25 protein-coding genes are annotated in these 26768 nt (G+C 71.9%); 15 read left to right on the top strand and 10 right to left on the bottom strand.

Features of this window, described 5'->3' with window-relative positions:
- Positions 1 to 12: 12 nt before the first annotated feature.
- Positions 13 to 522: a DUF6542 domain-containing protein gene (locus tag AB0K28_RS19120; protein WP_364371480.1), complete on the top strand. Its 510-nt coding sequence runs from the start codon at positions 13 to 15 to the stop codon at positions 520 to 522.
- On the opposite strand, the gene AB0K28_RS19125 is transcribed toward AB0K28_RS19120, so the two are convergent.
- Entirely contained in the window at positions 519 to 1484 is a 966-nt protein-coding gene (locus AB0K28_RS19125; RefSeq protein WP_364371483.1) for a 4-hydroxy-3-methylbut-2-enyl diphosphate reductase, read from the bottom strand. The two genes, AB0K28_RS19120 and AB0K28_RS19125, sit on opposite strands and share 4 nt — an antisense overlap.
- Before the next feature lie 102 nt (positions 1485 to 1586).
- On the opposite strand from AB0K28_RS19125, the gene AB0K28_RS19130 reads away from it, so the two are divergent.
- Both AB0K28_RS19130 and xseA read left to right on the top strand, forming a co-directional pair.
- The gene (locus AB0K28_RS19130; RefSeq protein WP_364371486.1) at positions 1587 to 2492 is read left to right on the top strand and encodes a hypothetical protein; all 906 of its coding nucleotides are present in this window, start codon (positions 1587 to 1589) and stop codon (positions 2490 to 2492) included.
- A 29-nt stretch (positions 2493 to 2521) separates the two neighbouring features.
- Positions 2522 to 3730, top strand: a complete 1209-nt coding sequence (gene xseA / locus AB0K28_RS19135; RefSeq protein WP_364371489.1) for an exodeoxyribonuclease VII large subunit — start codon at positions 2522 to 2524, stop codon at positions 3728 to 3730.
- A 2-nt stretch (positions 3731 to 3732) separates the two neighbouring features.
- On the opposite strand, the gene AB0K28_RS19140 is transcribed toward xseA, so the two are convergent.
- Positions 3733 to 4332, bottom strand: a complete 600-nt coding sequence (locus tag AB0K28_RS19140) for a helix-turn-helix domain-containing protein (RefSeq protein WP_364371492.1) — start codon at positions 4330 to 4332, stop codon at positions 3733 to 3735.
- Positions 4333 to 4426: 94 nt separating this feature from the next.
- On the opposite strand from AB0K28_RS19140, the gene AB0K28_RS19145 reads away from it, so the two are divergent.
- A complete protein-coding gene (locus AB0K28_RS19145) occupies positions 4427 to 4837 on the top strand; it encodes a nitroreductase family deazaflavin-dependent oxidoreductase (protein WP_364371495.1) in 411 nt (136 codons plus the stop codon).
- A 249-nt stretch (positions 4838 to 5086) separates the two neighbouring features.
- Here AB0K28_RS19145 and AB0K28_RS19150 read toward each other — a convergent pair whose 3' ends face one another.
- From AB0K28_RS19150 to AB0K28_RS19160, 3 genes are read right to left on the bottom strand one after another with little or no spacing between them, the layout of a single operon-like run.
- Positions 5087 to 5335: an exodeoxyribonuclease VII small subunit gene (locus tag AB0K28_RS19150; protein ID WP_364371498.1), complete on the bottom strand. Its 249-nt coding sequence runs from the start codon at positions 5333 to 5335 to the stop codon at positions 5087 to 5089.
- 32 nt (positions 5336 to 5367) lie between these two features.
- Positions 5368 to 5898, bottom strand: coding sequence for a DUF4245 domain-containing protein (locus AB0K28_RS19155; RefSeq protein WP_364371501.1), 531 nt, complete (start codon positions 5896 to 5898; stop codon positions 5368 to 5370).
- Positions 5899 to 5909: 11 nt separating this feature from the next.
- The gene (locus AB0K28_RS19160; protein ID WP_364371504.1) at positions 5910 to 6563 is read right to left on the bottom strand and encodes a TetR/AcrR family transcriptional regulator; all 654 of its coding nucleotides are present in this window, start codon (positions 6561 to 6563) and stop codon (positions 5910 to 5912) included.
- A 171-nt stretch (positions 6564 to 6734) separates the two neighbouring features.
- Here AB0K28_RS19160 and glpX point away from each other — a divergent pair, with 171 nt between their 5' ends.
- On the top strand, positions 6735 to 7769 hold the full coding sequence (glpX, locus tag AB0K28_RS19165; RefSeq protein ID WP_345390048.1) for a class II fructose-bisphosphatase: 1035 nt from the start codon (positions 6735 to 6737) through the stop codon (positions 7767 to 7769).
- 15 nt (positions 7770 to 7784) lie between these two features.
- On the opposite strand, the gene AB0K28_RS19170 is transcribed toward glpX, so the two are convergent.
- Positions 7785 to 8438, bottom strand: a complete 654-nt coding sequence (locus AB0K28_RS19170) for a DUF1707 domain-containing protein (RefSeq protein ID WP_345390051.1) — start codon at positions 8436 to 8438, stop codon at positions 7785 to 7787.
- Between the two features lie 164 nt (positions 8439 to 8602).
- Between AB0K28_RS19170 and AB0K28_RS19175 the strand changes: the two genes are divergently transcribed.
- Complete coding sequence (locus AB0K28_RS19175) at positions 8603 to 9268, top strand: DUF998 domain-containing protein (RefSeq protein ID WP_345390054.1); 666 nt, start codon at positions 8603 to 8605, stop codon at positions 9266 to 9268.
- 87 nt (positions 9269 to 9355) lie between these two features.
- Complete coding sequence (locus AB0K28_RS19180; RefSeq protein WP_345390057.1) at positions 9356 to 10516, top strand: MFS transporter; 1161 nt, start codon at positions 9356 to 9358, stop codon at positions 10514 to 10516.
- Positions 10517 to 10572: 56 nt separating this feature from the next.
- On the opposite strand, the gene AB0K28_RS19185 is transcribed toward AB0K28_RS19180, so the two are convergent.
- On the bottom strand, positions 10573 to 11511 hold the full coding sequence (locus AB0K28_RS19185) for a Gfo/Idh/MocA family oxidoreductase (protein ID WP_345390060.1): 939 nt from the start codon (positions 11509 to 11511) through the stop codon (positions 10573 to 10575).
- A gap of 34 nt (positions 11512 to 11545) precedes the next feature.
- On the bottom strand, positions 11546 to 12955 hold the full coding sequence (locus AB0K28_RS19190; protein WP_345390064.1) for a PLP-dependent aminotransferase family protein: 1410 nt from the start codon (positions 12953 to 12955) through the stop codon (positions 11546 to 11548).
- Between the two features lie 68 nt (positions 12956 to 13023).
- Here AB0K28_RS19190 and AB0K28_RS19195 point away from each other — a divergent pair, with 68 nt between their 5' ends.
- Positions 13024 to 13905 (top strand): DMT family transporter, encoded by an 882-nt coding sequence (locus AB0K28_RS19195; protein ID WP_364371511.1) that lies wholly within the window; start codon positions 13024 to 13026, stop codon positions 13903 to 13905.
- A 59-nt stretch (positions 13906 to 13964) separates the two neighbouring features.
- Positions 13965 to 15617 carry a fumarate hydratase gene (locus tag AB0K28_RS19200; protein ID WP_364371514.1) on the top strand — a complete coding sequence of 551 codons (1653 nt, stop codon included), beginning with the start codon at positions 13965 to 13967 and terminating at the stop codon, positions 15615 to 15617.
- Positions 15618 to 15686: 69 nt separating this feature from the next.
- Here AB0K28_RS19200 and AB0K28_RS19205 read toward each other — a convergent pair whose 3' ends face one another.
- A complete protein-coding gene (locus AB0K28_RS19205; RefSeq protein ID WP_345390070.1) occupies positions 15687 to 15875 on the bottom strand; it encodes a DUF5999 family protein in 189 nt (62 codons plus the stop codon).
- 636 nt (positions 15876 to 16511) lie between these two features.
- Here AB0K28_RS19205 and AB0K28_RS19210 point away from each other — a divergent pair.
- From AB0K28_RS19210 to AB0K28_RS19220, 3 genes are all read left to right on the top strand, one after another.
- Positions 16512 to 17648, top strand: a complete 1137-nt coding sequence (locus tag AB0K28_RS19210; protein ID WP_364371517.1) for a serine/threonine-protein kinase — start codon at positions 16512 to 16514, stop codon at positions 17646 to 17648.
- 35 nt (positions 17649 to 17683) lie between these two features.
- Positions 17684 to 19957: a protein kinase gene (locus tag AB0K28_RS19215; RefSeq protein WP_364371520.1), complete on the top strand. Its 2274-nt coding sequence runs from the start codon at positions 17684 to 17686 to the stop codon at positions 19955 to 19957.
- 83 nt (positions 19958 to 20040) lie between these two features.
- Positions 20041 to 21426 (top strand): class II fumarate hydratase, encoded by a 1386-nt coding sequence (locus AB0K28_RS19220; protein WP_364371523.1) that lies wholly within the window; start codon positions 20041 to 20043, stop codon positions 21424 to 21426.
- A 3-nt stretch (positions 21427 to 21429) separates the two neighbouring features.
- Here AB0K28_RS19220 and trpD read toward each other — a convergent pair whose 3' ends face one another.
- Complete coding sequence (trpD, locus tag AB0K28_RS19225) at positions 21430 to 22497, bottom strand: anthranilate phosphoribosyltransferase (RefSeq protein ID WP_364371526.1); 1068 nt, start codon at positions 22495 to 22497, stop codon at positions 21430 to 21432.
- Between the two features lie 242 nt (positions 22498 to 22739).
- Here trpD and AB0K28_RS19230 point away from each other — a divergent pair, with 242 nt between their 5' ends.
- From AB0K28_RS19230 to AB0K28_RS19240, 3 genes are all read left to right on the top strand, one after another.
- A complete protein-coding gene (locus tag AB0K28_RS19230; protein WP_364371529.1) occupies positions 22740 to 23492 on the top strand; it encodes a 3-hydroxybutyrate dehydrogenase in 753 nt (250 codons plus the stop codon).
- The gene (locus tag AB0K28_RS19235) at positions 23492 to 25372 is read left to right on the top strand and encodes a helix-turn-helix domain-containing protein (RefSeq protein WP_364371532.1); all 1881 of its coding nucleotides are present in this window, start codon (positions 23492 to 23494) and stop codon (positions 25370 to 25372) included. Before AB0K28_RS19230 ends, AB0K28_RS19235 begins: the two co-directional genes overlap by 1 nt.
- 62 nt (positions 25373 to 25434) lie before the next feature.
- Positions 25435 to 26709, top strand: coding sequence for an MFS transporter (locus AB0K28_RS19240; protein ID WP_364371535.1), 1275 nt, complete (start codon positions 25435 to 25437; stop codon positions 26707 to 26709).
- Positions 26710 to 26768: the final 59 nt, after the last annotated feature.

Consider the following 26768-nt stretch of genomic DNA (forward strand, 5'->3'; position numbering starts at 1 on the left):
GGGGTGGGCCACGTGGGTGAGAAGGGCAGGCGTTCTGCCGTCAGGCTGACGGCTCGCGGTGCCATCGCGCTCGCCCTGGTCGCCACTCTGGCGGGCTATGTGCTCGCCGCCCTGCTCGACGTCGAACACGTCGTGGGGGCCGCGTTCGTGCTCGCCAGCGCGCTCGGCGTGCTGCTGGTCAACCGGCGCGAGCTGCTGTCGCTGGTGGTGACGCCGCCGCTGGTGTTCTTCTGCGCCACGCTGTTCGTCGAGCTCGGGCGGGCGTTCGGGTCGGTGTCGATCGTGCAGTCGCTGGCGCTCGGCCTCTACACATCGATGACGCGCGGCGCGCCCTGGCTGTTCGCCGGCTCGGCCATCGTGCTCGGCGTGGCCTGGCGGCGCGGCCTGCGCGACAACGTGCGCGAGCTGCGCGAAGAACTGAAGGCGGGCGCGGAGGCCGCGCGCCCGCGTCAGTCGTTCGTGCCCGAGCCCGAGGGGTACTTCGAGCCCAAGGTGTACGGCACCCCGCGCGGCGAGGACTAAGAGACCCGCAGGTCCTTGCGCAGCTCGTGGGGCAGCGCGAAGCGCATGCTCTCCTGCACCGGCTCGACCTCGGTCACGTCGCCGAACCCGTGGCCGGCCAGCCGCGCGAGCACCTCCTGCACCAGCTCGTCCGGCACCGACGCGCCGCTCGTGACGCCCACCGTGGTGACGCCGTCGAGCCACTCGTCGCGGATGAAGTCGGCGTTGTCGACGAGGTACGACGCCTGCGCGCCGTAGTCCTTCGCCACCTCCACCAGCCGCTTGGAGTTGGAGGAGTTGTCGGAGCCGACGACGATGACCAGCTCGGCCTCGGCCGCGATCTCCTTCACCGCGACCTGCCGGTTCTGGGTCGCGTAGCAGATGTCGTCGCTCGGCGGGTCGAGCAGGTTGGGGAAGCGCTGCTTGAGCCGCGAGACGGTCTCGGTGGTCTCGTCGACCGACAGCGTGGTCTGCGACAGCCACACCAGCTTGCTCGGGTCCTTCACCTCGACCTGGTCGACCGCGTCGAGGCCGTCGATGAGCCTGATGTGCTCGGGCGCCTCACCCGAGGTGCCCTCGACCTCCTCGTGGCCCTCGTGGCCGATCAGCAGGATCTCGTAGTCGTCCTTGGCGAACCGCTTGGCCTCGTTGTGCACCTTCGTCACCAGCGGGCAGGTGGCGTCGATCGTGCGCAGGTTGCGCTGCCTGGCCTCCTCGTGCACCGCGGGCGAGACGCCGTGGGCCGAGAAGACCACGATCTGGCCCTCCGGCACCTCCTCGGTCTCGTCGACGAAGATGGCGCCCCTGGCCTCAAGGGTCTTCACCACGTGCGTGTTGTGGACGATCTGCTTGCGGACGTAGACCGGCGCGCCGTACTGCTCCAGCGCCTTCTCGACCGCGACGACGGCTCGATCGACTCCGGCGCAGTAGCCCCGTGGCTTGGCTACGAGGACTCGGCGGGAAGTGGGGGTCTGGGGCTCCATACTTCTTATGCTACGTGGAGCGGCCAATCGGCCTGCGCGTGCGGTGCCCGCCCGCGGTGCGCCAGACTGGCCGTCCAAAACTGACCTCCCAGGGAGACGTACATGTCCTTCAGCGACGTGCTACGCAACATCGCTAAAACCGTCACCAACAAGGACGAGCTCAAGGAGAAGGCCAAGGACCTGCCGCTGCTCGTCGTCCAGACCACCTTGAGCGCCGCCGGGCAGGCGCTGCTGCTCGTCGATCGCATGAAGAACTCGATCAAGGGGAAGGGCGGCAAGGAGGAGCGCGAGGAGGAGGAGTACGACTCCCGTCCCTCCGCCGCCGAGCAGGTCGCCGCCAAGCCCGCCGAGACCGAGGACGACGACAAGCCGGCCCGCAAGGAGCCGGTCATCTTCGCGCCGCGGCCCGAGCCGAACGGCGTCGCCAAGACCAAGCCCGACCCGGTCATCTTCGCCCCCGCCAAGACCGACGAGCCCAAGCCCGAGGCCGCCGCCGCTGAGGCTGCTCCGGAGCCCGCTGCTCCGGTGGTCGCCCCTGCCGCGCCCAAGGCCGTGGCCGAGCCCGCCGTCGAGAAGCCGGTCGCAGAGAAGCCCGCCGTCGAGGAGCGGGTCGCAGAGAAGCCCGCCGTCGAGGAGCCGGTCGCAGAGAAGCCGGCCAAGACCTCCAAGACCTCCAAGACCTCCAAGGCCGCCAAGCCGAAGGCGACCGAGTCGAAGGCCGCTGAGCCGGTCGCGGCGCCCGAGCCCGCAGCGGCGACCGAGGAGCCCGCGCCGGCGCCCGAGCCCGCCGCCGCTCCCGAGCCGGCCGCCTCCCCCGCCAAGGTGGACATGACCGAGCCGCTGCCTGGCTACGGGCAGCTCACCGTCGCGTCCCTGCGCGCCAGGATGCGCGGCAAGACGGCCGAGCAGATCGGCGACTACCTGGCGTACGAGAAGGCGACGACGGCGCGCCCCGAGGTCATCAAGATGTTCGAGAACCGCCTCGCCAAGCTCCAGGCCGCGGAGTAACCCCCACAGGACCCCGTAGTCTTCCCAGCATGACCTCGAAGACCTCGCCCGAGTCTCCCCTGCCGATCCGCACGGTCCTGCAGATGGTGGGCGGCTGGATCGGCAAACTCGGCACGGTGTGGGTCGAGGGCGAGATCACCGACCTGAGCGCGCGCGGCGGCACGGTGTTCCTGACCCTGCGCGACCCGATCGCCAACGTGTCCGCCAGGGTCACCGCGCCGCGCGGCGTCTACGAGGCCACGGTGCCGCGGCCGGCCAACGGCTCGCGGGTGGTGCTGCACGTCAAGCCCGACTTCTGGGTCAACAGGGGCTCGTTCGCCTTCACCGCGCTGGAGATGCGCCCCGTCGGGGTGGGCGAGATGCTGGTCAGGCTGGAGCGGCTGCGGCAGTTGCTGGCCGCCGAGGGCCTGTTCAACGCCGACAGGAAGCGGCGGCTGCCGTTCCTGCCCGGCACGATCGGGCTGATCTGCGGGCGCGAGTCGGCGGCCGAGCGCGACGTGCTGGAGAACTCCCGGCGGCGCTGGCCGGCGGTGACGTTCAAGGTCGAGGAAGTCGCCGTGCAGGGGCCGTACGCGGTGGGCGAGGTGACCGAGGCGCTGCGCAAGCTCGACGCCGACTCCTCGGTCGAGGTCATCGTGATCGCCCGGGGCGGCGGCTCGCTCGAGGATCTGCTGCCGTTCTCCGACGAGACGCTGGTACGCGCCGTCTCCGCCTGCCGCACCCCCGTGGTCAGCGCGATCGGCCACGAGCAGGACAGCCCGCTGCTCGACCTGGTGGCCGACGTACGCGCATCGACGCCCACCGACGCCGCCAAGAAGGTGGTGCCTGACGTGGGCGAGCAGCTGTCGCTGGTGCGCCAGCTGCGCGACCGTGGCCGCCGGGTGATGAGCGGCTGGCTCGATCGCGAGATGTCCTGGCTGACCTCCGTACGCTCCCGGCCGTCGCTCGCCGATCCCGTACGCGAGCTGGAGCGCCGCGCCGAGCAGGCGGAGGCGCTGCGCGACCGGGCCAGGCGGTCGTTGTCGAGCTCGCTCGACCGGGCCGCCGACGACCTGGCCCATCTGCGGGCCCGGCTGGTCTCCCTGTCCCCCGCCGCGACGCTCGAACGCGGCTACGCGATCGTCCAGCACCCGTCGGGCGACGTCGTCCGCCTGGCCAAGGACGTCGCGCCCGGCTCCCGTCTGACGATCCGGCTGAGCGACGACCGCCTGAACGTCCGCGCGGAGGAAGACGGCTGACCTCAGCGCATGACCGACTCGGCCAGCAGGGTCAGTCCCGCCTTGATGTCGTCGACGGTCATGCCCCGTTCGTGGCGCTGGTAGGCGATCAGGCAGGCGTTGGCGGGGGCGAGCAGCGCGTCGGCCAGGTAGGCCGTGGGCGTGCCCGGCCGCACCTGGGTCAGCAGCGCGGCCAGGTGGACGTGGTGCAGCCCGTACGGGCCCATCCCGATGTTCGCCTTGCGGCTGCGCTCCAGCAGCACGTACAGGTCCTCCTGGGCCACGATGCGGTCCACGAGCGCGTGCAGGAAGGCGATCACCCGCTCGTCGGGCGGCGCGCCGGGGCCCAGCGGTGGCGGGCCGGCGAGGAACGCCTCCTGGAAGCGTCGCTCGTGCTCGTCCAGCAGGGCCATGAGCAGTCCCGTACGATCGCCGAAACGCCGGTAGACCGTACCCACGCCGACCCCCGCGGCGCGGGCCACCTCGTCGAGCGACAGGCCGTCGGTGCCGTGCTCGGTGATCATCCTGGCCGCCACGTCGAGGATCTTGCGCCGGTTGCGTACGGCGTCGGCTCGCTCCGGCTGCGGCTGGCCGATGACGGGCAGAAGGCGACGTTCCCACACGGGGTCGAGCATACCGATGACAACCGGAGAGAATTCCGGTTAGGCTGCCTCAAGCGGAGAATTCTCCGATTAGTGGGACGAGGAGCCGAGAATCGTGAACGACTTCAACGCGAAGGTCATCGAGGAGTTCCGGGCCAACGAGGGCCGGGTCGGTGGCATGTTCGAGGGCCAGCCGCTGCTGCTGCTCACCACCAAGGGCGCCAAGAGCGGCAGGGACGTCACCACGCCCGTGGTGTATCTGGCGGACGGCGACCGCTACGTCGTCATCGCCTCCAACGGCGGCGCCGACAACAACCCCGCCTGGTACCACAACCTCCGCGCCACCCCGGAGGCCACCATCGAGGTGGGCAAGGAGACCTTCGTGACCAAGGCGGACTTCGTGGGCGACGAGGAACGCGACCGCCTCTACGCCCGCATGGTGGAGCAGGCCCCGGGCTTCGCCGAGTACGAAAAGAAGACCACCCGCCGCATCCCGGTCATAGCCCTCACCCGCACCGCCGCCTGAAAACGGAGGCTCGGACGAGAGGCCCGGCACCGGGCCCGCAGCCGAAGGCCAGGGGCCAAGGGCCCGAGGGCCATGGGTGGGGGCAGGGGGCCAGGGGCCCCGACGGCCATAGGCGGGGGCCAAGGGCCAAGGGGCCCGACGGCCATAGGCGGGGCCAGCGGCCGTTGGCCGGAAACGCGGAGCCGGAAACCCGGAGCCGGAAGGCGGGCGGGAGCCGGAGGCCGAGGCCAGTGGCTCGGGAGTCGGGGGTCAGAAGGGGGTGTCGTCGGATGTGCTGGGGTCGGTGCGGCGGGCCATGGCGGCGGCGAGTTTGACGCGGGCGCCCTGCAGCCACTCCTCGCAGACGGCCGCCAGCTTCTCCCCCCGCTCCCACAGCTCGATCGACTGCTCCAGCGTCAGCCCGCCGGTCTCCAGCCGCCGCACCACCTCGGTGAGCTCTTCGCGGGCCTGCTCGTAGGAGAGTGTCTTCTCGCCCGCGGGCGCCTTCTCGTCTGCCACGCCGTCCAGCCTAGACGCGCCGGCGCCCGTGCTCAGCCTTTCGGCCGCTGCTGGAGGCGGCCGGCGAGATCGGCGAGTTCGGGCCAGTCGGCGGTGCCGGTGACGACGAGCGTGACGTCGGGCAGGACGCGGACGAGCGAGCGCTGGTTCTTGTCCTCGCGGAAGCGCTGCTCCCAGGCGACGCCGCCGATCTGCTGGGTGCCGACGGCCTTGTCGCTGTTGGCCATGCGGCTGGCGAACCCGGCGGCGGGCTGCTCGTCGCTCTGCGCGAACATCGCGTGCTCGCGCTTGGCGGTGGCGTAGCCGAGGTAGAGGACCTTGGCGCCGTTCTCGCCGTCGGCGATCCTGTTGCTGTTGGGGACCCACCCGGGCGGGTCCTGCTGCGGCGCCCACACACCGTACGGCACGCCGTGGCCGAAGTTGGCGACGGTGATGGAGTAGTCGAGGCGCGGAATGTGCTCATCGCGGCTTTGCGGGGTGACCAGCAGGAACAGCCCGGCCCCCGCGAGGCAGACGAAGAGGGCTACCGCGTAGCCGTAGAGACCTTGGGTGAACCGTCGCACACTTGGCGAGGTTACCCGTTGGAGCGGCCGGTCGCAGAAGCGGCCGGGCGGATGCCGCCGATGATGGCGAGAACGTCCTCGGCCAGGGCCCGGTTGTCGGTGAGGACGATCTCGGAGACGGCCGCGGCGAGCGCGCCGGTGATCACCACGACGAGGGCGCGGTCGTCCTCGAAGAGCGCGGCGTTGCGCTGCGCCCACGTACGGAGCCGGTCGCGCATGATGACGTCGAACCCGGGCGGCCCGTCACCGCGCAGGAACAGCGCGGCCAGTTCGCGTTCCTCAAGGCACCCGTCGAGGTACGCGCGCGCGGCACGCACGAACACCCCCATGGGGTCGCTCTCACCGGCGGCGCGGGCCGCGCGGGCGGCCTCCTTGGTGCGCTGGGTCTGCCGGGCCTGGAACTCCTCCCACAGCGTGAGGTAGAGGTCGGCCTTGCCGGAGAAGTGGTGGTAGAGGCTGCCGACGCTGGCCTCAGCCCGAGCGACCACGTCGGTCACGCCGGCCTCGGCGAACCCCTTGGAGACGAAGACCTCGCGGGCGGCGGCGAGCAGTGAGCTGCGGGTGGCCGCGCCGCGCTCGGACGTACGCGGCTGGGTGACGACGGCCCCGTCGCTGCTCGCGCCGGCGGGGACGTCGCCGTCGACGTCGCTGTCCACTTCGCTCATCAGGGATCTCCTCCACGGCGGGGGCGCCACGCACCATGTTGGAGGCGCGATCCCCGGCGCGCACAGCGTATGGCACAAAATCCACGCACCATTTGCAGATTATCCCCCTCCGACCGGGAATAGACCGGCAACTACGATCGAGGGAGACGTCCCACGAGGAGGCCAGCCATCATGTCCGACCAGACTTCCGTGCCGCCGGCGCTCGCCACCAGCGAGCACGCCCCTGATCGCAACCTGGCGCTGGAACTCGTCCGTGTCACGGAGGCGGCCGCGATGGCGGCGGCCCGGTGGGTCGGCCGCGGCGACAAGAACGGCGCGGACGGCGCCGCCGTCAACGCCATGCGCCAGCTCATCAGCACGGTCTCCATGAACGGCGTGGTCGTCATCGGCGAGGGCGAGAAGGACCACGCGCCGATGCTCTACAACGGCGAACAGGTGGGCGACGGCAGCGGTCCCGACTGCGACGTGGCGGTCGACCCGATCGACGGCACCCGGCTGACCGCGCTCGGCATGCCCGACGCGGTGTCGGTGATCGCGGTGAGCGAGCGCGGCTCGATGTACGACCCGTCGGCCGTCTTCTACATGGAGAAGCTGGTCACCGGCCCTGAGGCGGCCGACGTGGTGGACATCGAGGCCCCGGTCGCGGTCAACATCGACGCGGTGGCGAGGGCCAAGCACTGCTCGCCCTCCGACGTGACCGTGGTCGTGCTGGACCGGCCGCGCCACGAGCGGCTGGTCAAGGAGATCAGGGAGACGGGCGCGCGGATCAAGTTCATCACCGACGGCGACGTGGCCGGCGCGATCATGGCGGCCCGCCAGGGCACCGGCATCGACCTGATGCTGGGCATCGGCGGCACGCCCGAGGGCATCGTGGCGGCGTGCGCGCTCAAGTGCCTGGGCGGCGTCATCCAGGGCAAGCTGTGGCCGCGCGACGACGCCGAGCGCTCCCGCGCCGTGGACGCGGGCCACGACCTGAGCCAGGTGCTCACCACGAACGACCTGGTGAAGTCCGACGACGTGTTCTTCGCGGCGACGGGCATCACGCAGGGTGAGCTGATGCAGGGCGTACGGTTCCGCGCCGGCTCGGCGGTCACGCAGTCGCTGGTGATGCGCGGGCGGTCGGGCACGATCAGGAAGATCGAGAGCGAGCACCAGCTGTGGAAGCTACGGGCGTACAGCGCGATCAACTTCGACACCGCGGGCTGATCGTCAGAAGAGAGCTCAGCGGCGGCGCTTGCGGCGCGGCGGCTCCTTGACCTTGACCTCGCCCGCGAAGTTCGTGGTGCGCACCTCGACGACCGGCGCGCCCGGCTCGGTGGGCTGCTTGGTCAGGCGGACGGTCTTGTCCTTCGCCACCCTGATCACCTCGAGCCCCTCGGGCACGTGGATCTCCAGCCCGCCGAAGACGAGGGTGGCGTTGATGATGATCCGGCGGTTCTGCAGGATGGCGTCGCGGAAGTCGAGCTTGGTGGTGCCGAACATGGCGGTCACGGCCAGCTCGGCGGGCACCACCCAGCGCCCGCCGCGCTTCTCCTGCTTGAAGATCGCGGAGACGGGCCGTCCGTCGAGGTTGAGCGGCTGCTGGTCGGGCGGCAGCAGGTCGGTGGTGAGCTCGGCCAGTTCGCCGAGCGTGCGGGCTGAGTAGAGCACGCCGAGCCGCTCTTCGAGCTCGTCGAGCATGAGCCGGCCGTCGGCGTGGGCGTCCTGGAGCACCTGGGCGATGCGTTCGCGGTCGGCGTCGGAGGCGCGCAGCTCGTGCGGCTGCGGCACGTCGCCGCCCGATGGCTGCGGCCGGCGGGCGGAGACCCACTCCTCGGCCAGTCGCTCCCCGACTTCCTGCAGCTTCGGCAACCACGAGCCCGCGCGTTCGTTCACATCTCCGACGATATCCGGCGGTCGGCGGATTCGCTCGCTCTCGGTGGTGAGGTGTCCGAGGATCCCGGCGAACGGCGGCGTGCCGCGCGTGTCCCGTTTTCTCCGCCGATTACGCGGAATCCAGGCGTCCGTACGGCCGTTGATCCGCTTAAAGGGAGGCGTACGTGCATCGACCGGCGCGGTGGGGACTCGGCGCGGCAGGCGCCGGCATAGCGGTGATCATCGGCTTGGAGCTCTCCAGCCTGGACGAGATGGATCCGTTCCGCCGGACCATCAGCGAGCACGGGCTGGGGCCCGGCGGCTGGGTCTTCGGCCTCGGGGTGGGCTTATTGGCGGCGGGGTCGCTGGCCATCGGCGTGTCGCTGGCCAGGAAGAAGCTGGCCGGGGTGCTCGGCACGATCGCGCTGATGGGGTGGAGCCTGGGGTTGTTCGTGACGGCCTGGTTCGAGAAGCACGACTGGTCGGTGGGGCCGAGCATGAGCGGCAGCATCCATCGGGTGGGCAGCTTCGTGGCCTTCCTCTGCCTGCCGCTGGCCGCGCTGCTGATCGCCAGGCCGTGGCACCGGCAGCGGTCGCGGGCGACCTTGGTGGCGTTCGGGTTCGGGGTGTGCTCGCTGCTGTGGGTGGCGGGCATCGGCACGATGATGGTCATCGCGTCCGCCGAGGGGCTGCCGTGGTATCGCGTCATGCCGTTGGGGCTGGTGGAGCGGGGTCTGGCCGTGACGGAGGTGGCGGCGCTGCTGGCGCTCGGGGTGTGGGCGGCGGCGGGGCGGATCGACGTACGGGAGCGGGAGCGGCCGGGCGGCGTGGCGGTGGAGACCTCGACGTAAACGTGCCGATCTCGTGCTGGTGGTGGGCCGGGGCAGCCGCTAACCTGACTCAGCCTCACGTTTGACTCCCCCCACCAGGAGGCCGCCGTGCCGTCCTCACGTGATCGCCAGGCCCGCGTCGCCACGTACGTCGTCTACGGCGTCCAGGGCCTGTCCTTCGCCTCGCTGCTCATCCAGGTCGCGAACCTGCAGTCCAAGCACGGCCTCGACGAGGGCAGCCTGACGTTGCTGCTGCTCATCGTGCCCGTGTTCGCGGGCGCGGGCAGCGTGGCGGCCGGAGCGTTCGCCGCCCGCCGGGGCAGCAGGCTGCTGCTGCGCGTCGCGCAGCCGGCCGTGGCCGCCGCCGTGGTCCTGGCCGGGCTCGCCCCGAACGTGCCGCTGCTGGTGCCGGTGCTGCTGCTGTTCGGAGTGGCCGTGGGCGCGGTGGACGCGGGCATGAACATGCAGGGCGTGGCGGTCGAGCGCCGGTACGGCATACAGGTGCTCAACGGCTTCCACTGCGTGTGGAGCGTGCTCAGCATGCTCGGCGCGCTGTGGGCGTCGGCGGCGGCCGACCTGCCGCTGCCGGTCGTCATGGGCGCGCCCATGGTGTTCGCGCTGGCCGGCTCGCTGTACGCGGGGCGGCACCTGTGCGGCCCCGCCGAGGAGAAGGTGGAGACGCCCGCGGAGACGGTCGCCGGCCGCTTCCCCTGGCGGCCGATCATCCCGCTCTGCCTGGCCATGGGCTTCCTGTACGTCGGCGACGCGGCCGTCTCCAACTTCAACACCGTGTTCATGAAGGATGTGCTGGAGGCCGGCCCCCGGGTGATCCCGCTGGCCTACGTCGCCTACCAGGCGACCACGCTGGCCGTCCGCCTCGCCGGCGACCTGGCCGTGCGCCGCTACGGGCCCGCCGCCATCGTCAGGATCGGCGGGGTGATCGCCACGATCGGGTTCCTCGGCGTCGTGCTGGCGCCCAACCAGCCGCTCGGCATCGTCGCGTTCGGCCTGACCGGGGTGGGGCTGTCGGTGGTGGCGCCGCAGTCGTTCTCGGCGGCCGGGCGGCTCGACCCGGCGGGCACCGGCGTCGCCATCGCCCGGGTGAACCTCTTCAACTACGTCGGGTTCATCGTGGGCGCGGCGCTCGTGGGCGGGATCGCGGACGCCGTGGACATGCGGGTGGCGTTCGCCGCGCCGCTGGTGCTGGCGGCGGCGATCATCGCCCTGGCGCCCGGCTTCGAGCCCAAGCGCACCCCGGCCACCACCTGACGAACGCCGCCCACCGCCCACCGCCTGCCGTTTCGGCCGGCTGCGTCCCGGCCGCGTCAGCGGCGGACCTCCGCCACCTCCACCTGGCGGCCTTCGCGGAGCGAGAGGTCGGCGGCTTCGGCGACGTACAGGGCCTCCAGGGCGTCCTCGACCGAGCAGGGGCTGTGGTCGCCGGTGAGGAAGGCGTCGATCTCGGCGCGGTAGGCGGCCTCGAAGCGGGTGACGAAGTCGGGCCACGGCTCGGCGCCGCTCGCGGGCTGCTCGGCCGAGTGCAGCGGGGCGCGCGGGCCCAGCCCGACGGCCTGCGTGCGCCGGGTGCCGGCCAGCTCCATGCGCACGTCGTACCCGCCGCCGTTGTAGCGCGAGCCCTGCAGCGTGGCGAGCGTGCCGTCGTCGAGGGTGAGCAGCGCGGCGCTGTTGTCCACGTCGCCGGCCTCGGCGAAGAAGGCGGCGCCGCGGTTGGCGCCGCGCGCGTACACCGACGCCACCTCCCGGCCGGTGACCCAGCGCAGGATGTCGAAGTCGTGGATGTGGCAGTCGCGGAAGATCCCGCCCGACATCGGCAGGAAGTCGGCGGGCGGCGGCGCGGGGTCGGCCGTCACCATGTGGACGCGGTGCAGCTCCCCCAGCTCGCCGGCGCGCAGCGCCGCGGCGGCGGCCACGTAACCGGGGTCGAACCGCCGCTGGAACCCGATCTGCACCCGGTTGTCCCCGCGCGCCTCCAGCACCTTGACGGTCTCGGTGACCGTGCCCGCCACCGGTTTCTCGCAGAAGGCCGGGATGCCGCGCTCGCAGGCCGCGACGATCAGCTCGGCGTGGGTGCCGGTCGGCGTGGCGATGACGACGGCGTCCGCCTCGAAGGGGTCGCCCGGCCTGCCGTACGGGGATGTGCGCACGGGGTCGGCCACGATCAGCTCGTCCACCAGCGGGTGCGCGGCGAGGGTGGCGGCGTGGAAGGCGCCGATCCGGCCCAGACCCAGCAATCCCACCCGCATGACGCCTCCCTGCTTATGGGATCAGATTCTCGTTCTAGGCCCGCCTACCCTCTCCAGTCAAGATTTGTCCAGACATTCTGACCTTCAAGCCTCGTACGGCCTCCTCTGCCTTGTGCACGGGCAGCCGGGCGAACCCCATGACCACGGCCGGCGGCCCCGCGGACTCCCGCATCGGACCGACCGGCTCGACCGACAGGCCCAGCTCCTGGGCGGCCCGCACCGTACGCGGCTCGTCCCACCCGGCGGGCAGCTCCAGGTAGACGTGCAGCCCGGCCTCGATGCCGCGCACCCGTACGGCGGGCAGCTCCGCGGCCAGCGCGCCCACCAGCGCGTCACGACGGCGGCGATACTCCCTGCGCATCCGCCGCAGGTGCCGGTCGTAGCCGCCGGTCCGCAGGAAGTGCGCGAGCGCGTGCTGCTCGATGACCGGCGAGCCGAGGTCCAGCTCGCCACGCGCCCTGCGGATGCCCTCGGCCAGGTCGGGCGGCGCCGCCACCCAGCCGAGGCGCAGGCCGGGCGCGAGCGCCTTGCTCACGCTGCCGCACAGGATCACCCGGTCGGGCGCGAGCCCCTGCAGGCAGCCGACGGGGTCGCGGTCGAAGCGGAACTCGGCGTCGTAGTCGTCCTCGATGATCAGCCGGTGCCCCGCGTACGCCCACTCCATGAGCGCGGCCCTGCGCCGCGGCGAGAGCACCACCCCGGTCGGGAACTGGTGCGCCGGCGTCACCAGCGCCGCGTCACCGCCGATGCGCCGCACGTCGAGGCCCTCCTCGTCCACCGGCACCGGCACGACGTGCGCGCCCGCCCTCCTGAGCAGCGGCACCTGCCGGTGACTCGTCGGGTCCTCGACGGCCAGCCGCAGCGGGCGCTGGCCGGTGAGCACGTGCAGCGCCAGGCTCAGCCCCTGGGCGACGCCGCCCACGACGACGAGGTTCTCGGGGCGCACGTCGGCCGCCCTGACCCTCCTGAGGTAGCCGGCCAGCTCTTCCCGCAGCTCAGGCACGCCGCCGGGGTCCCCATAATCGAGGGCGTCCGAGGGTACGGTGGTCAGCACGTGCCTGACGGCCGCCAGCCAGCGTTCACGGGGGAAGTGGCTGAGGTCGGGGGAAGTGGGGCGATGGCCATGGTAGGAGACGGTGCTCGGCGTCCTGCGGCGCACCTGTTGCGGCTTGGGCGGCGGCGCGGCGCGCTGCCGGGTGTTCGCGGGCGTCACCTGTGTGCCGACGCCGACCCTGGAGACCAGGAAGCCCTCGGCCACCAGTTGCTCGTACGCCTCCACCACCACGCCCCTGGAGACCTGCAGGTCGGTGGCGAGGTCGCGGGTGGCGGGCAGGCGGGTGCCAGGCGCGAGCCGCCCGCCGCGGATGGACTCGCGCAGCTCCGACGCGATCTGCCCGGCGATGCCTCCCTTCCCGCGGTCTATCCGGATATGGAGGTCGGCCATATTGGTCCTGTCTTCCAGCGGCGAATTGGACTGTTTTCCCGAACCATTGTCTCCCTAGCATCCTTCGCATGATGAGAAACGGCATCCTGGGCGCCGCCGCGGCCATGTTCCTGGTGGGAACCCTGGCCGGAGTCGCGGGACTGATCGGCGCTTACCCCATATACGGCGGACAGGCCGTCAGGTATCTCGTCGCGGCGGTCGTTCTGCTCGTCATCACGCGGGTGCTCGGCCTGCGGTTCGTCAGGATGACCGGCCGCGAGGTGCTCTGCCTGGCCGGGCTCGCGCTGCTCGGGCTGGTGTTCTTCAACGTCTGCGTCATCGAGTCCACCCGCGCCTCAGGCCCCGCCCTGGTCGGCACCGTGCTCGGCACCGTGCCGCTGGCGCTCGCGCTGGCCGGCGGCCGGCCGGCGCCCCGGCTGCTGCTCGGCGCCGCCGTCGTGGTGTCCGGCGCGACGCTGGCCACCGGGCTCGGCAGCGGCACCACCGAGAGCCTGCTGTGGGCGCTCGGGGCGCTCGTCGGCGAGATCAGCTTCTCGCTGCTGGCCATCCCGCTGCTGCCCAGGCTCGGGGCGATCAGGGTCTCGGCGTACTCGACGACGCTGGCCGTGCCCATGCTGGCGCTGGTCGGCTGGGTGAGCGAGGGCCCCGCGATGCTGCGGACGCCCACCCTGCCCGAGGCGCTCGGGCTCGGCTACCTCGCGATCGTGGTGACGGTGATCGCGTTCTTCCTGTGGTACCGCTCGCTGCCCAAGCTGGGCCCCGGCAGGGCCGGGCTGTTCGCCGGGCTCATCCCGGTGGCGGCGATCGTCACGGGCGCGGTGCTCGGCGTCGCCACGCCGACCGCGTACGACCTGGTCGGGGCCGGGCTGGTGATCATCGGCATCATGGTGGGCCTGACCGCGGCGCGCACCGGCGGCCCCGAGCCCGCCGTCCGGCCGTCGGAGGCCTGAGCCGGTCCCTGGTCCGCTTCAAGGGCGCGTAATCTCTTGGAGCGACCGAAAGGATGGACATGGGCGAGTTCGACTACACCGACCTGCTTCCGCTTGGAGCCGACGACACCGAATACCGGCTGATCACCTCGGAGGGGGTGCGGAAGGTCGAAGCGGCCGGGCGTACGTTCCTCGAAGTGTCGCCGGAGGCGCTGCGCCTGCTGACCGAGGCGGCCGTCCACGACATCTCCCACTTCCTGCGCGCCTCGCACCTCGCCCAGCTCAGGAAGATCGTCGATGACCCCGAGTCCAGCGGCAACGACCGCTTCGTCGCCCTCGACCTGCTGAAGAACGCCTCCATCTCGGCCGGCGGCGTGCTGCCGATGTGCCAGGACACCGGCACCGCCATCGTCATGGGCAAGCGCGGCCGCCACGTGCTGACCGACGGGCGCGACGCCGAGCACATCTCGCGCGGCGTGTACGACGCCTACACCAAGCTCAACCTGCGCTACTCCCAGATGGCCCCGATCACCATGTGGGAGGAGAAGAACACCGGCGACAACCTGCCCGCCCAGGTCGAGCTCTACGCCGAGGACCCCCACGGGCACCCCGACGAGTACAAGCTGCTGTTCATGGCCAAGGGCGGCGGCTCGGCCAACAAGTCGTTCCTGTACCAGGAGACCAAGGCCGTGCTCAACGAGAAGCGCATGATGGCCTTCCTGGAGGAGAAGATCAGGTCGCTCGGCACGGCGGCCTGCCCGCCGTACCACCTGGCCGTCGTCGTGGGCGGCACCTCCGCCGAGTACGCGCTGAAGACCGCCAAGTACGCCAGCGCCCGCTACCTCGACTCCATCCCCACCGAGGGCTCGCCGTCCGGCCACGGGTTCCGTGACCTGGAGATGGAGGCCAAGGTGTTCGAGCTGACCCAGAAGCTGGGCATCGGCGCGCAGTTCGGCGGCAAATACTTCTGCCACGACGTCCGCGTGATCCGCCTGCCCCGCCACGGCGCGTCCTGCCCGGTGGCCATCGCGGTCTCCTGCTCGGCCGACCGCCAGGCGCTGGCCAAGATCACGCCGGAGGGCGTCTTCCTGGAGCGGCTGGAGACCGACCCGGCCCGCTTCCTGCCCGACACCACCGACGAGCACCTCTCCGACGACGTCGTACAGATCGACCTCAACCGGCCGATGCCCGAGATCCTGGCCGAGCTGTCGAAATACCCGGTCAAGACCCGCCTGTCGCTCACCGGCCCGCTGGTCGTGGCCCGCGACATCGCACACGCCAAGATCGCGGAGCTGCTCGACGACGGCGGCGAGATGCCGCAGTACCTCAAGGACCACGCGGTCTACTACGCCGGACCGGCCAAGACCCCCGAGGGCTACGCCTCCGGCTCGTTCGGCCCGACCACGGCCGGGCGCATGGACTCCTACGTCGAGCGCTTCCAGGCGGCCGGCGGCTCCATGGTGATGCTGGCCAAGGGCAACCGCTCGAAGCAGGTCACCGAGGCGTGCCAGAAGTACGGCGGCTTCTACCTCGGCTCGATCGGCGGCCCCGCGGCCCGGCTGGCGCAGGACTGCATCAAGAAGGTCGAAGTGCTGGAATATCCGGAGCTCGGCATGGAGGCGGTGTGGAAGATCGAGGTCGTCGACTTCCCCGCGTTCATCGTCGTGGACGACAAGGGTGAGGACTTCTTCACCGACAAGACGGGCCCCGTGCTGAGCATCGGCCGCCGCTGAGGCTCCTCATCGGACGGGTCACCGCCGCCGCTGGGGCTCCTGTGCCCTGGCGGCGCGGCGGTCAGGAGCTCAGGCGGCCAGCGGCGCGCGGTGCGGGGCCACGACGGTGCCGTCGGGCAGCAGCAGGCCGGTGTCGTCGAACAGCACGACGCCGTTGCAGAGCAGGCTCCACCCCTGGTCGGGGTGGGAGGCGATCACGTGCGACCGCTCACGGTCGGGAGAGTCGGCACTCGGGCAAACGGGGTAGTGACTGCACATCGCGCACCTCTCAGATGGCGCTCCTGGTAGCTGGTGGTCAGAAGGGCAGATGGCGCCCTGACGGAGTGCGGAGGTCGAGCGCCACCTTGACCGGCTTCCTCGGCCGGCGGCGCACCTGCGTCTGGCGCATCTCCCTCACATCCTTCGGCGGTCTGTCTTCGGTGGATGGGACTTCAGTCTGACGTCGGGGACCGACAGTTTCCGGTGAGTTCGCCGCGAGTTCGCCGGGCGCTTCGCCGGGTTTCTACGCCTTCACCGTGCCTCCGTCCTCTTACGGCACCCTTTCAACTCGCTGACGGCACCCCCGTGGTTCCTGTCAGCCAGCCTGCCGTACTACTGGTAGTCCCCTACCAGGCATCATGCACAACCAATCCGCCGAATGTTGTGCCGATCGGCACATACGGCGCATGACCTGCGAAAACGCTCTGCCACTCGGGGCAGGGGTTGCGACGAACCGCAGGTGATCGCGTACGCTGGGCTACCGGAGACGGGGCGCGAGCACCGCGAGCCCCCGGCGCACGCATGTGACCAGGGGGTTTGCTGACGTCACAAGTCATACGGGTTGACTTAAGTTCGCAACAATTAATCGGCCCTGCCTCTACTGGTCGGTTTACACAAATAGGTAAGCTGCCTGCCATGCGTGCGCCTTCCGGTTACCTCCTCGCCGCGCGCTATCGGCTTCTTGAGCCGGTTGGTCGTGGCGGCATGGGCACCGTTTGGCGGGCGCATGACGAGCTGCTCGACCGTGACGTGGCGGTCAAGGAGGTGCGGCTGCCCACCGTTCTCGACGAGGAGCTGCGCGCCGAGCTGTGCGCGCGCACCGAACGCGAGGGCCGGGCCACCGCGATGGTCGCGCACCCGTCCGTCATCACCGTCTTCGACGTCGTCACCGAGGACGACCGGCCGTGGATCGTGATGGAGCTGCTCCACGCGAGGTCCCTTGAGCAGCTCATCAAGGAAGAGGGACCGCTCCACCCCCGCAAAGTGGCCGAGATCGGCCGGCAGATCCTCGGCGCGCTGCGCGCCGTGCACGCGAAGGGCATCCTGCACCGCGACGTCAAGCCGAGCAACGTGCTGGTGACGGAGGACCGCGCGGTCCTGACCGACTTCGGCCTCGCCGCACTCGAAGGTGACGTCTCCATCACCCAGGCGGGCATCGTTCTGGGCTCCGCCGGATACATCGCTCCAGAGCGGGTGCTCGGCTCCAAGGCCAGCCCCGCCGGCGATCTGTGGTCGCTCGGCGCGACCCTCTACACCGCCGTCGAGGGCAGGGGCCTGAGCGGCAGGCGTACGGCCGCCGCCGCCCTGGCCGCGCTCACCAGCGGCGAGCCGATCCCCATGACCAAGGCGGGGCCGCTCGCGCCCGTGCTCGACGCGCTGCTCAGGATCGACCCCGCGACCAGGCTCGATTCCGTACGCGCCTCGCTCATGCTGGCCAGGGTGGCCGCGGGCGGCTCGGCGGAGGAGCCGCTGCCGCCGCGTAAAAGCGACGCCAAAAACGCAGGTAAAGCCACTGGCAGGCCCCCGGCGTCGAACCCACAGCCCTCTTTCGTACGCCGGCCCTCGCACCGGGGGATGCACAGGGCCGACCCGCCCGCCGCGCCGTTCACCGTGCCCTCGCCCAGACTCGAACGTAAATCCGGCGAAGGCGTCCACAGGAGGCGTGTCGAACAGCGGCCCACGCCGTCCGCTTATGCCCGATTCAAAGCGACGGTGATAAAGTTGTTCCTTCCTCGGCGGTTCTGGCCAAGAGAACTTCGCAAGCGAGGGTAAAGCACTTCCCAAGCGAGAATCGATATCTTCTTCTCATGCCGGAACAGCAGACACGCCTGCTCGCGGAGCGCTACGAGCTCATCGCCCCGCTCGGCCGGGGCACGATGGGAACCGTGTGGCGCGCCCGCGACCGCGCGCTCGGGCGCGAGGTGGCGGTCAAGGAAATCCGCCAGGACCCCGGGCTCACCGAGGAACAGCGGGCCGAGCTGCGCGAGCGCATGGTCCGCGAAGGACGTATCGCCTCGCGGATCAACCATCCGTCCGTGGCCTCCATCCACGACGTCCTCATCCAGGACAACAGCCCGTGGATCATCATGGAGCTCATCGAGGCCCGCTCCCTTGAGCAGGTGATCGAGGAGGAGGGGCCGCTGCCGCCGCGGCTCGTCGCGGAGATCGGCGTCGACCTGCTCGGCGCCCTCCGCGCCGCGCACGCCCAGGGCATCACCCACCGCGACGTCAAACCGGCCAACGTGCTCATCACCGAGAGCGGGCGCGTCGTGCTCACCGACTTCGGCATCGCCAAGGCCGAGGGCGACTCGCGGCTCACCAAGACCGGCATGGTCATCGGCTCCCCCGGCTACACCGCTCCCGAGCGGGCCCGTGGCGAGTACACCGGGCCCGAGTCCGACATCTGGTCGCTCGGGGCGACGCTGTACTTCGCCGTCGAGGGGCGGCCCGCGTACGAGCGGTCCACGATCGCCGAGACGCTGGCCGCGCTGCTCACCGAGAACGCCGACCCGCCCACCCAGGCGGGGCGGCTGCGTCCGGTGCTGAACGGGCTGCTCAACAAGGACTACCGGCAGCGCCTCGGCGCCGCCAAAGCGGAGACCCTGCTGCGCATGGTCGCCGACACCCCCACGAGCGAGATGCCGGCGCTGACGGCCGAGGCTCTTAAGGCGCAGGAGGCCGCTTTGCCCGACCCGTTCGCCCCCCAGTCCAAAACCTCCCAACCCCAGGGACGCGGCTCCCAACACCCCGGCGCAGCAGGCCAGGGCCCAGGCGCACAGGGCGGCCAGGGCGGACCGAGCGGCCAGGGCAGCCAGGGCAGGCCGGGAGGACCGGGTGCGCAGGGCGGCCAGGGCAGGCCGGGCGGCCCAGGTGGGCAGCGCCCGGGGATGCCGGTCAGCCCCGGCGGACCGGGCGCGCAGGGCCCCGGCATGCCCGGCGCTCCCGGCGGTCAAGGCGGTCCCGGCGGTCAAGGCGCCGGTGGACAGGGTGGCCCTGGTAGGCAGGGCGGCCCGGGTGGCGGGCAGGCTCCCACGGGGCCTGGCCGGCGACCGGCCGCTGCTGCCGGCGGCCGTGGCCCCGCGTCGGGTGCGCACCCGGCATCAGGCCCCCACAGTGCCACGGGCCCACAGGGTGCTTCCGGATCAGGCCCGCACGGACCCACGGGCCCGCAGGGGGCTCCCGGGTCTCGGGGTGCCACGGGTCCGCATGCTGCTTCAGGGCCGCAGGGCGGCGCGCGGGGTGCGAACTCGCCGACCATGCCCCAGGTCACCCCTCCCAGCTATCCCCCACCGGGCCAGCAGCAGGCTTTCGCCTCCCCGGCCCCGGGTGGCGCTCCCGGGACGGCACCGGGCCGGCCGGGAAACGGCCCGCACGGCAACACGCCGGGCGGCGCGGGCAGCGGGCCCTACGGAAGCGCGCCGGGCAATGGCCCGCACGGAGGCCCCCAAGGAAGCCCCCAAGGCGGGCCGCGCGGCGGTGCCCAGAGCGGCCCTCAAGCTCCCACCGGCCCTCAAGCTCCCACCGGGCCGCACGGGACCGCCCAGAGCGGCCGTCGGGCACCCACTGGACCGCACGGGACCGCCCAGGGCAGCGCTCAGGCGCCCACCGGGCCGCACGGGTTCGCCCAGGGTGGGCCCGGCGCGCCTCAGGGTGGGCCGCGTGGCGGTGCGGGCGGAGGGGGCGACGACTACGACCCCGAGCGGACGGTCAGCATCTCGCGCCCCAAGGGCCCCTTCCCGTCGGCTCCTGACCAGGGCGCGGGCGGCCGGCCACCTCAGGGTGGCGACGAGGGTGCGGTGGTCACCACTCGCATCCCGACCCCGCCCAAGAACCCACCGGGCCAGCAGGTCTACCCGGTGCCCCCGCCCCAGCCGGGCCAGCAGCCGGGCCAGCCGCAGCCGGTCGGGCCGCAGCAGGGCATCAGCGAGAGCCACGGCCTCGGCACGGACCTGTTCGCGATCGCCGGCCCGGAGGAGAAGCAACCGGCCGGCAACCGCAACGGCATGCTGGTCCTGATGGCGGTGGCCGCCGCGGCCGCCGTGGTGATCGCCGTCCTCATCGTGGCCCTCTTCTCCAGCTGACCCGCTCCAGAGCACCCACGCCTCCCCGGGAAACGCCGGTGGGGTTCAGGGGGAGAGCTACGCGGTGGGTAAGACTGGACGGCATGAGTGAGTTCAGGATCGAACATGACTCCATGGGTGAGGTGCGCGTGCCGTCCGGCGCCAAGTGGCGGGCGCAGACGCAGCGGGCCGTAGAGAACTTCCCGATCTCGGGGCGGACGCTGGAGCCGTCCCACATCGCGGCGCTCGGCCTGGTCAAGGCGGTGGCGGCGGAGGTCAACGGCGAGCTGGGCGTGATCGAGAAGGACATGGCGGAGGCCATCGCCCAGGCCGCGGCGGACGTGGCGGAGAACGAGCACGACGCCCAGTTCCCGATCGACGTCTTCCAGACCGGCTCGGGCACCTCGTCCAACATGAACGCCAACGAGGTGATCGCGATGCTGGCCGAGGAGCGGCTGGGCCGCCCGGTGCACGCTAACGACCACGTGAACGCCTCGCAGTCGTCCAACGACGTGTTCCCGACGTCGATCCACGTGGCGGCGGCCACGGAGGTGACGTACCACCTGCTGCCCTCGCTGCGCCATCTGGCGGAGGCGCTCAGGGAGAAGGCGGTGGAGTTCGACGGGGTGGTGAAGTCGGGCCGTACGCACCTCATGGACGCCACGCCGGTGACGCTGGGCCAGGAGTTCGGCGGGTACGCCACGCAGCTTGAGCACGCGGTGGTGCGGGTGACGGCGGCGCTGGAGCACGTCCTGGAGCTGCCGCTGGGCGGCACGGCGGTGGGCACGGGCATCAACACGCCGCAGGGGTTCGCGCAGCGGGCGATCGCGAAGCTGCGCGAGGCGACGGGCATCCCGTTCCTGGAGGCGCGCGACCACTTCGAGGCGCAGGGCGCGCAGGACTCGATCGTGGAGCTGTCGGGACAGCTCAAGGTGGTGGCGGTGTCGCTCACCAAGATCGCCAACGACCTGCGCTGGATGGGCTCGGGGCCGCGGGCGGGGCTGGGCGAGATCAACCTGCCCGACCTGCAGCCCGGCTCGTCGATCATGCCGGGCAAGGTCAACCCGGTGATCCCCGAGGCCACGGCGATGGTCGCGGCCCAGGTGATCGGCAACGACGCGGCGATCACGTTCGCGGGCGCGTCGGGCGCCTTCGAGCTGAACGTGCAGCTGCCGGTGATCGCGCGCAACATCCTGGAGTCGATCAAGCTGCTGGCGAACGTGTCGCGGCTGCTCGCCGACCGCTGCGTCGCCGGGATCACGGCGAACGTGGACAGGCTCCGTGAGTACGCGGAGTCGTCCCCGTCCATCGTGACCCCGCTGAACCGCTACGTCGGCTACGAGGAGGCCGCGAAGATCGCCAAGCAGGCCCTGGCGGAGCGCAAGACGATCAGGGAGGTCGTCATCGAGCGCGGCCACGTCGCCGCCGGCACGCTGACCGAGGAGCAGCTCGACGCGGCCCTCGACGTCCTGTCGATGACCAGGCCGTGACGCTCAGCCGGAGCTGACGGGCCGCAGCCGGGCGGCGGCCTCCTGGGTGGCGTGCGCCCAGCGGGTGAGCAGCGACAGCGCCGCGCCGGAATCGACCGCGTCGGCGGCCCGCTTGACGGCGGCGGCCAGCGCGGGCGTCAGCTCGGCGGCGGGCGGCGTGCCGTCGGCGGCCACCAGCGCGGCGGCGGCGTTCAGCAGGACGACGTCGCGCACGGGCCCCGGCTCGCCGGCGAGCACCGCGCGGGCGACCTCGGCGTTGTGCCGGGCGTCGCCGCCGCGCAGGTCGTCGGGGCGCGCCCGGGCGATCGACAGGTCGAGCGGGTCGAAGGTCGTGCGGGTGACCGCGCCGCGGCGTACCAGCCAGATCGTGGAGGGGCCGCAGGTGGTCAGCTCGTCGAGCCCGTCGTCGCCCCGGAAGACGAGCGCGGAGCAGCCGCGCTCGGCCAGCACGCCCGCGATCACGGGCGCCATCGACGGATGGTAGACGCCGATGGCCTGGGCGGGCGGCAGCGCGGGGTTGGTGAGCGGGGCCAGGAAGTTGAAGACGGTCGGCACGCCCAGCTCGCGGCGCGGCGCCGAGGTGCGTTTGAGCGCCGGGTTGAAGGCGGGCGCGAAGCAGAACGTGATGCCGGTCTCCTCCACCACCCGTACGACGGCGGCGGGCGGCAGGTCGACGACCACACCCAGCGCCTCCAGCACGTCGGCGGAGCCGGCCATGGAGGAGGCGGCGCGGCCGCCGTGCTTGACCACCTTGGCGCCGGCGGCGGCGGCCACGACGGCGGCCATGGTGGAGATGTTCACGGTGCCCGCGCGGTCACCGCCGGTGCCGACCAGGTCGACGGGGTCGCCGGGCACCCGGATGGCCGCCGACCTGGCCAGCATGCCGTCGGCCAGGCCCGACACCTCGGCGACGCTCTCGCCCTTGGCGCGCAGCGCGACGGCGAACGCGGCGATCTGGGCGTCGGTGGCGCGCCCTGACATGATCTGGTCCATCGCCCACGCGGCCTGGCGGGAGGTGAGCGACACGCCGTCGAGCAGCGTGGTGAGGAGCTGCGGCCAGGTGGAGGTCATGGGTTCCCCTTCTCGTCTGTGCTCGACGGGGGGACACCCACCACACGGTGACGGCCGCCTCGTCGAGGCGGCCGTGTGCGTATCGCGCCGGGAGGACCGCCTAGGAGGCGGACCACCACTGGGACAAATACGCGATCATGCCTCCCAACATAGCAGACGCCGCTGATCCACATAGGACGCCGCGCATCTATGTCGCTCGGCCCCATGCTGCCCGCGGGGGTCGAGCGCCTAGGGTGCGAGGTATGGCGAAGGAGCTGACGGGGCGGACGGCGCTGGTGACGGGCGCCGGCGGCGGCATCGGGGCGGCCTGCGCCCGGCGTCTGGCCGCGGCGGGGGCCAGGGTGCTGGTCGTGGACGTGCGGGCCGAGTCCGCCGAGAGGGTGGCGGGCGAGGTGGGCGGCACGGCCGTGGTGGCCGACCTGAGCGATCCCGGCTTCGTGGCGGCGCTGCCCGGCGAGCCGGTGGACATCGTGGTGAACAACGCGGGCTTCCAGCACGTGGCGCCGATCGAGGAGTTCCCGCCGGAGGTGTTCGCCACGATGCTCAAGGTGATGGTGGAGGCGCCGTTCCTCATCGCGCGAAAGGTGCTGCCCGGCATGTACGCCAGGGGCTGGGGCCGGTTCGTGAACATCTCGTCGGTGCACGGGTTGCGGGCCTCGCCGTACAAGTCGGCTTATACGACGGCCAAGCACGCGCTGGAGGGGTTCTCCAAGGTGGTGGCGCTCGAAGGGGCGCCCCACGGGGTGACCTCGGTGTGCGTCTGCCCCGCGTACGTGCGGACCGGGCTGGTCGAGGCGCAGATCGCCGACCAGGCGCGGGTGCACGGCATCGACCCCGAGCAGGTCGTGACGGACATCATGCTCGCACCGGCCGCGATCAAGCGGCTGATCGAGCCGGAGGAGGTGGCCGACATGGTCGCCTACCTGTGCGGTCCGGGCGGGTCGTTCATCACGGGCGTGTCACTGCCCGTGGACGGCGGCTGGACGGCGCGGTAGTGGTCAGGCGGTTTCTCGAGCTGCTGGCCAGGGAGGCGTCGGCGGTCGAGTTCGAGGGGCCGATCATCCAGGCGCGGGCGGCGGGCGCTGACCCGGCGGCGATCGAGGAGCTGGAGCAGGCCAAGGTCGAGGCGCTGAAGGTACGCGACCTGCTCAAGCGGCGGGCGCGGCGCGAGGCGGAGCTGTCGGCCCTGTACGACACCGCCGGCGACCTCGCCGCGCTGCGCGACCTCGACGCGGTGCTGGAGGCCATCGTGCACCGGGCCAGGCAGCTGCTGGCGACCGACATCGCGTACATGACGCTGCACGACCCCGAGCGCGGCGACACGTACATGCGGGTCACCGACGGGTCGATCTCGGCGAAGTTCCGTGCGCTGCGGCTGGCGATGGGGCACGGGCTGGGCGGGCTGGTGGCGCAGACGGCGACGCCGTACGCGACGGCCGACTACTTCGCCGACGCCCGCTTCCGGCACAAGGAGCACATCGACGAGGCGGTCACCGAGGAGGGTCTGGTCGCGATCCTGGGCGTGCCGCTGCGGCTCGGCCAGCGGGTGATCGGCGTGCTGATGGCGGCAAACCGCAGCGCGCGGCCGTTCCACCAGGAGGAGGTGTCGCTGCTGGCGAGCCTGGCGGCGCACGCCGCGGTGGCGATCGACAACGCCAGGCTGCTGCAGGAGACCAGGAACGCGCTGGAGGAGCTGTCCCAGGCGCACAGGACGGCCAGGGAGCACGGCGAGGCGGTCGAGCGGGCCGCGCTGGCGCACGACCGCATGACCTCGCTGGTGCTGCGCGGCGGCGGCATCGAGGACGTGGCGGCCGTGGTGACCGACGTGCTGGGCGGGTCGCTGGCGGTGCTCGACGACCTGGGCAGGGCGATCAGCGGTGACGTGGGCGAGCTGGACGCGGGGGTGTTCGAGGCGGCGCAGGCGTCGCGGGCGCTGGGGCGTACGGTGCGCAGGGGCGACCTGCTGATCGCCTCCGTGGACGTCGGCGGCGAGCCGCTGTGCACGCTGATCCTGCGCAGCGACGACGCCGACGAGCGGATCCTGGAGCGGGCGGCGCTGGTGTGCGCGCTGCTGCTGCTGTTCCGCAGGAGTGTGGCGGAGGCCGAGGGCCGGGTCAGGGGCGAGCTGCTCGACGACCTGATCTCCCGGCCCGAGTCGCCCGGCCTGTCAGACCGTGCCCGCAGGCTGGGCATGGACCTGGGCGCGCCGCACGTCGTGGTGGTGGTCAAGCACGGGGGTCAGCGCGAGCGTGCCGCGTTCTGGGCGTCCTCGCAGGCCGCCGTACGCCACGGGCTGGCCGCGGGCCGCGGCGACGAGGTGGTGCTGCTGCTGCCCGGCGACGACGCGGGCGGCGTGGCCCGGCGGGTGGCGGCGGAGCTGACGGCCTCGCTGCACAGCGCGGCGACGGCGGGCGCGGCCCGGGTGGGCGGCTCATGGGCGGGCTCCCGGCAGCAGGCCGGCGCGCACGAGGTCGCGGCGGCCTACCAGGAGGCGCGCAGGTGCGCGGACGCGCTGATCGCGCTCGGCCGCGCGGGCGACGGGGCGGGCGCGGTCGAGCTGGGCTTCGTGGGGCTGCTCATGGGCGACGGCCGCGACGTACGCGGCTTCGTCACCCGGGTGCTCGGCCCGCTCATCGACTACGACGCGCGCCGGGGCACCGCGCTGGCCGACACGCTGAGCGCGTACTTCGGGACGGGCGGCTCGCCGTCGCGGACGGCCGAGGCGCTGCACATCCACGTCAACACCGTCACGCAGCGGCTCGACCGCGTCGCCAAGCTGCTCGGCGACGGCTGGACGGACCCCGAGCGGGCCCTGGAGATCCAGCTCGCGCTGCGCCTGCACCGGCTGGGCCGCACCGACGACCCACACAGCTGAGCGGAAGACTGTGGGCTCCCGCACCATATGAGTGACTCCGGTCACACCCTACGGTGACCGGCATGGCCACTTCCATCAAGAAGATCGTCGCCGCGAGCCTGATCGGCACCACCATCGAGTGGTACGACTTCTTCCTGTACGGCTCGGCAGCCGCCCTGGTGTTCAACAAGCTCTTCTTCCCCGACTCCGACCCGCTGACCGGCACGCTGCTGTCGTTCCTCACCTACGCGGTCGGCTTCGTCGCCCGGCCACTCGGCGGTCTGGTCTTCGGCCACTTCGGCGACCGGATCGGCCGCAAGACGCTGCTGGTCGTCAGCCTGCTGATGATGGGCACGGCGACGTTCCTGATCGGCTGCCTGCCGACGTACGAGACGCTCGGGCCGGCCGCCGCGCTGGTGCTGACGGCGCTGCGGCTCGTGCAGGGCTTCGCGCTCGGCGGGGAGTGGGGCGGCGCGGTGCTGATCGTCTCCGAGCACGGCGACACGGCGCGGCGCGGCTTCTGGGCCTCCTGGCCGCAGGCGGGCGCGCCGGGCGGCAACCTGCTGGCCACCGGCGTGCTGGCGGCCCTGGCCGCCTGGCAGTCGGACGAGGCGTTCCTGTCGTGGGGGTGGCGGGTGCCGTTCCTGCTGTCGGGGGTGCTGGTGCTGATCGGCCTGTGGATCCGGCTGACGATCACCGAGTCGCCGGTGTTCCGGGCGGCGCCGCCGGAGCCGCGCGCGCCCATCGTCGGGGTGCTGCGCCATCACAGCAAGGACGTGGTGGTGGCGATCGGCGCCCGGCTCGCCGAGAACATCTCCTTCTACCTGCTGACCGTCTTCGTCATCACGTACGCCACGCAGAGCGGCATCGACAACTCGACCGTGCTGAACGCGGTGCTCGTCTCCTCCGCCATCCACTTCGTGACGATCCCGATGTGGGGCGCCCTGTCGGACCGGGTGGGCCGCCGCCCGATCTACCTCGCGGGCGCGGCGGGGATCGGCGTGTGGATCTTCGCGTTCTTCCCGCTGGTGGGCACCGGCAACTTCTTCGCGATCACGCTGGCGGTCACCGTCGGCCTGCTCTTCCACGGCATGATGTACGGCCCGCAGGCCGCCTTCTTCTCCGAGTTGTTCGGCACCAGGACCCGCTACACCGGCGTCTCGATCGGCGCGCAGCTGTCGGCCATCGTGGCGGGCGCCCTCGCCCCGATCATCGCGGTGGCCCTGCTGCGCGAGTACGCCAGCAGCGTGCCGATCTCCATCTACCTCGCGCTCGCGGCGGTGCTCACGCTGGCCGCCGTGTACGCGGCGCGCGAAACTCAGGGCAGCGACCTCGCGGAAAGGACGACCACGCGTTGACATTCCCCCCTCCTAAGGAGGGGGAGTCCCACGGTCGCCCGTGGGCCTTCCTGCTTCAC

The sequence above is a fragment of the Nonomuraea sp. NPDC049504 genome, assembly GCF_040676845.1.
Taxonomy (GTDB): domain Bacteria; phylum Actinomycetota; class Actinomycetes; order Streptosporangiales; family Streptosporangiaceae; genus Nonomuraea; species Nonomuraea salmonea.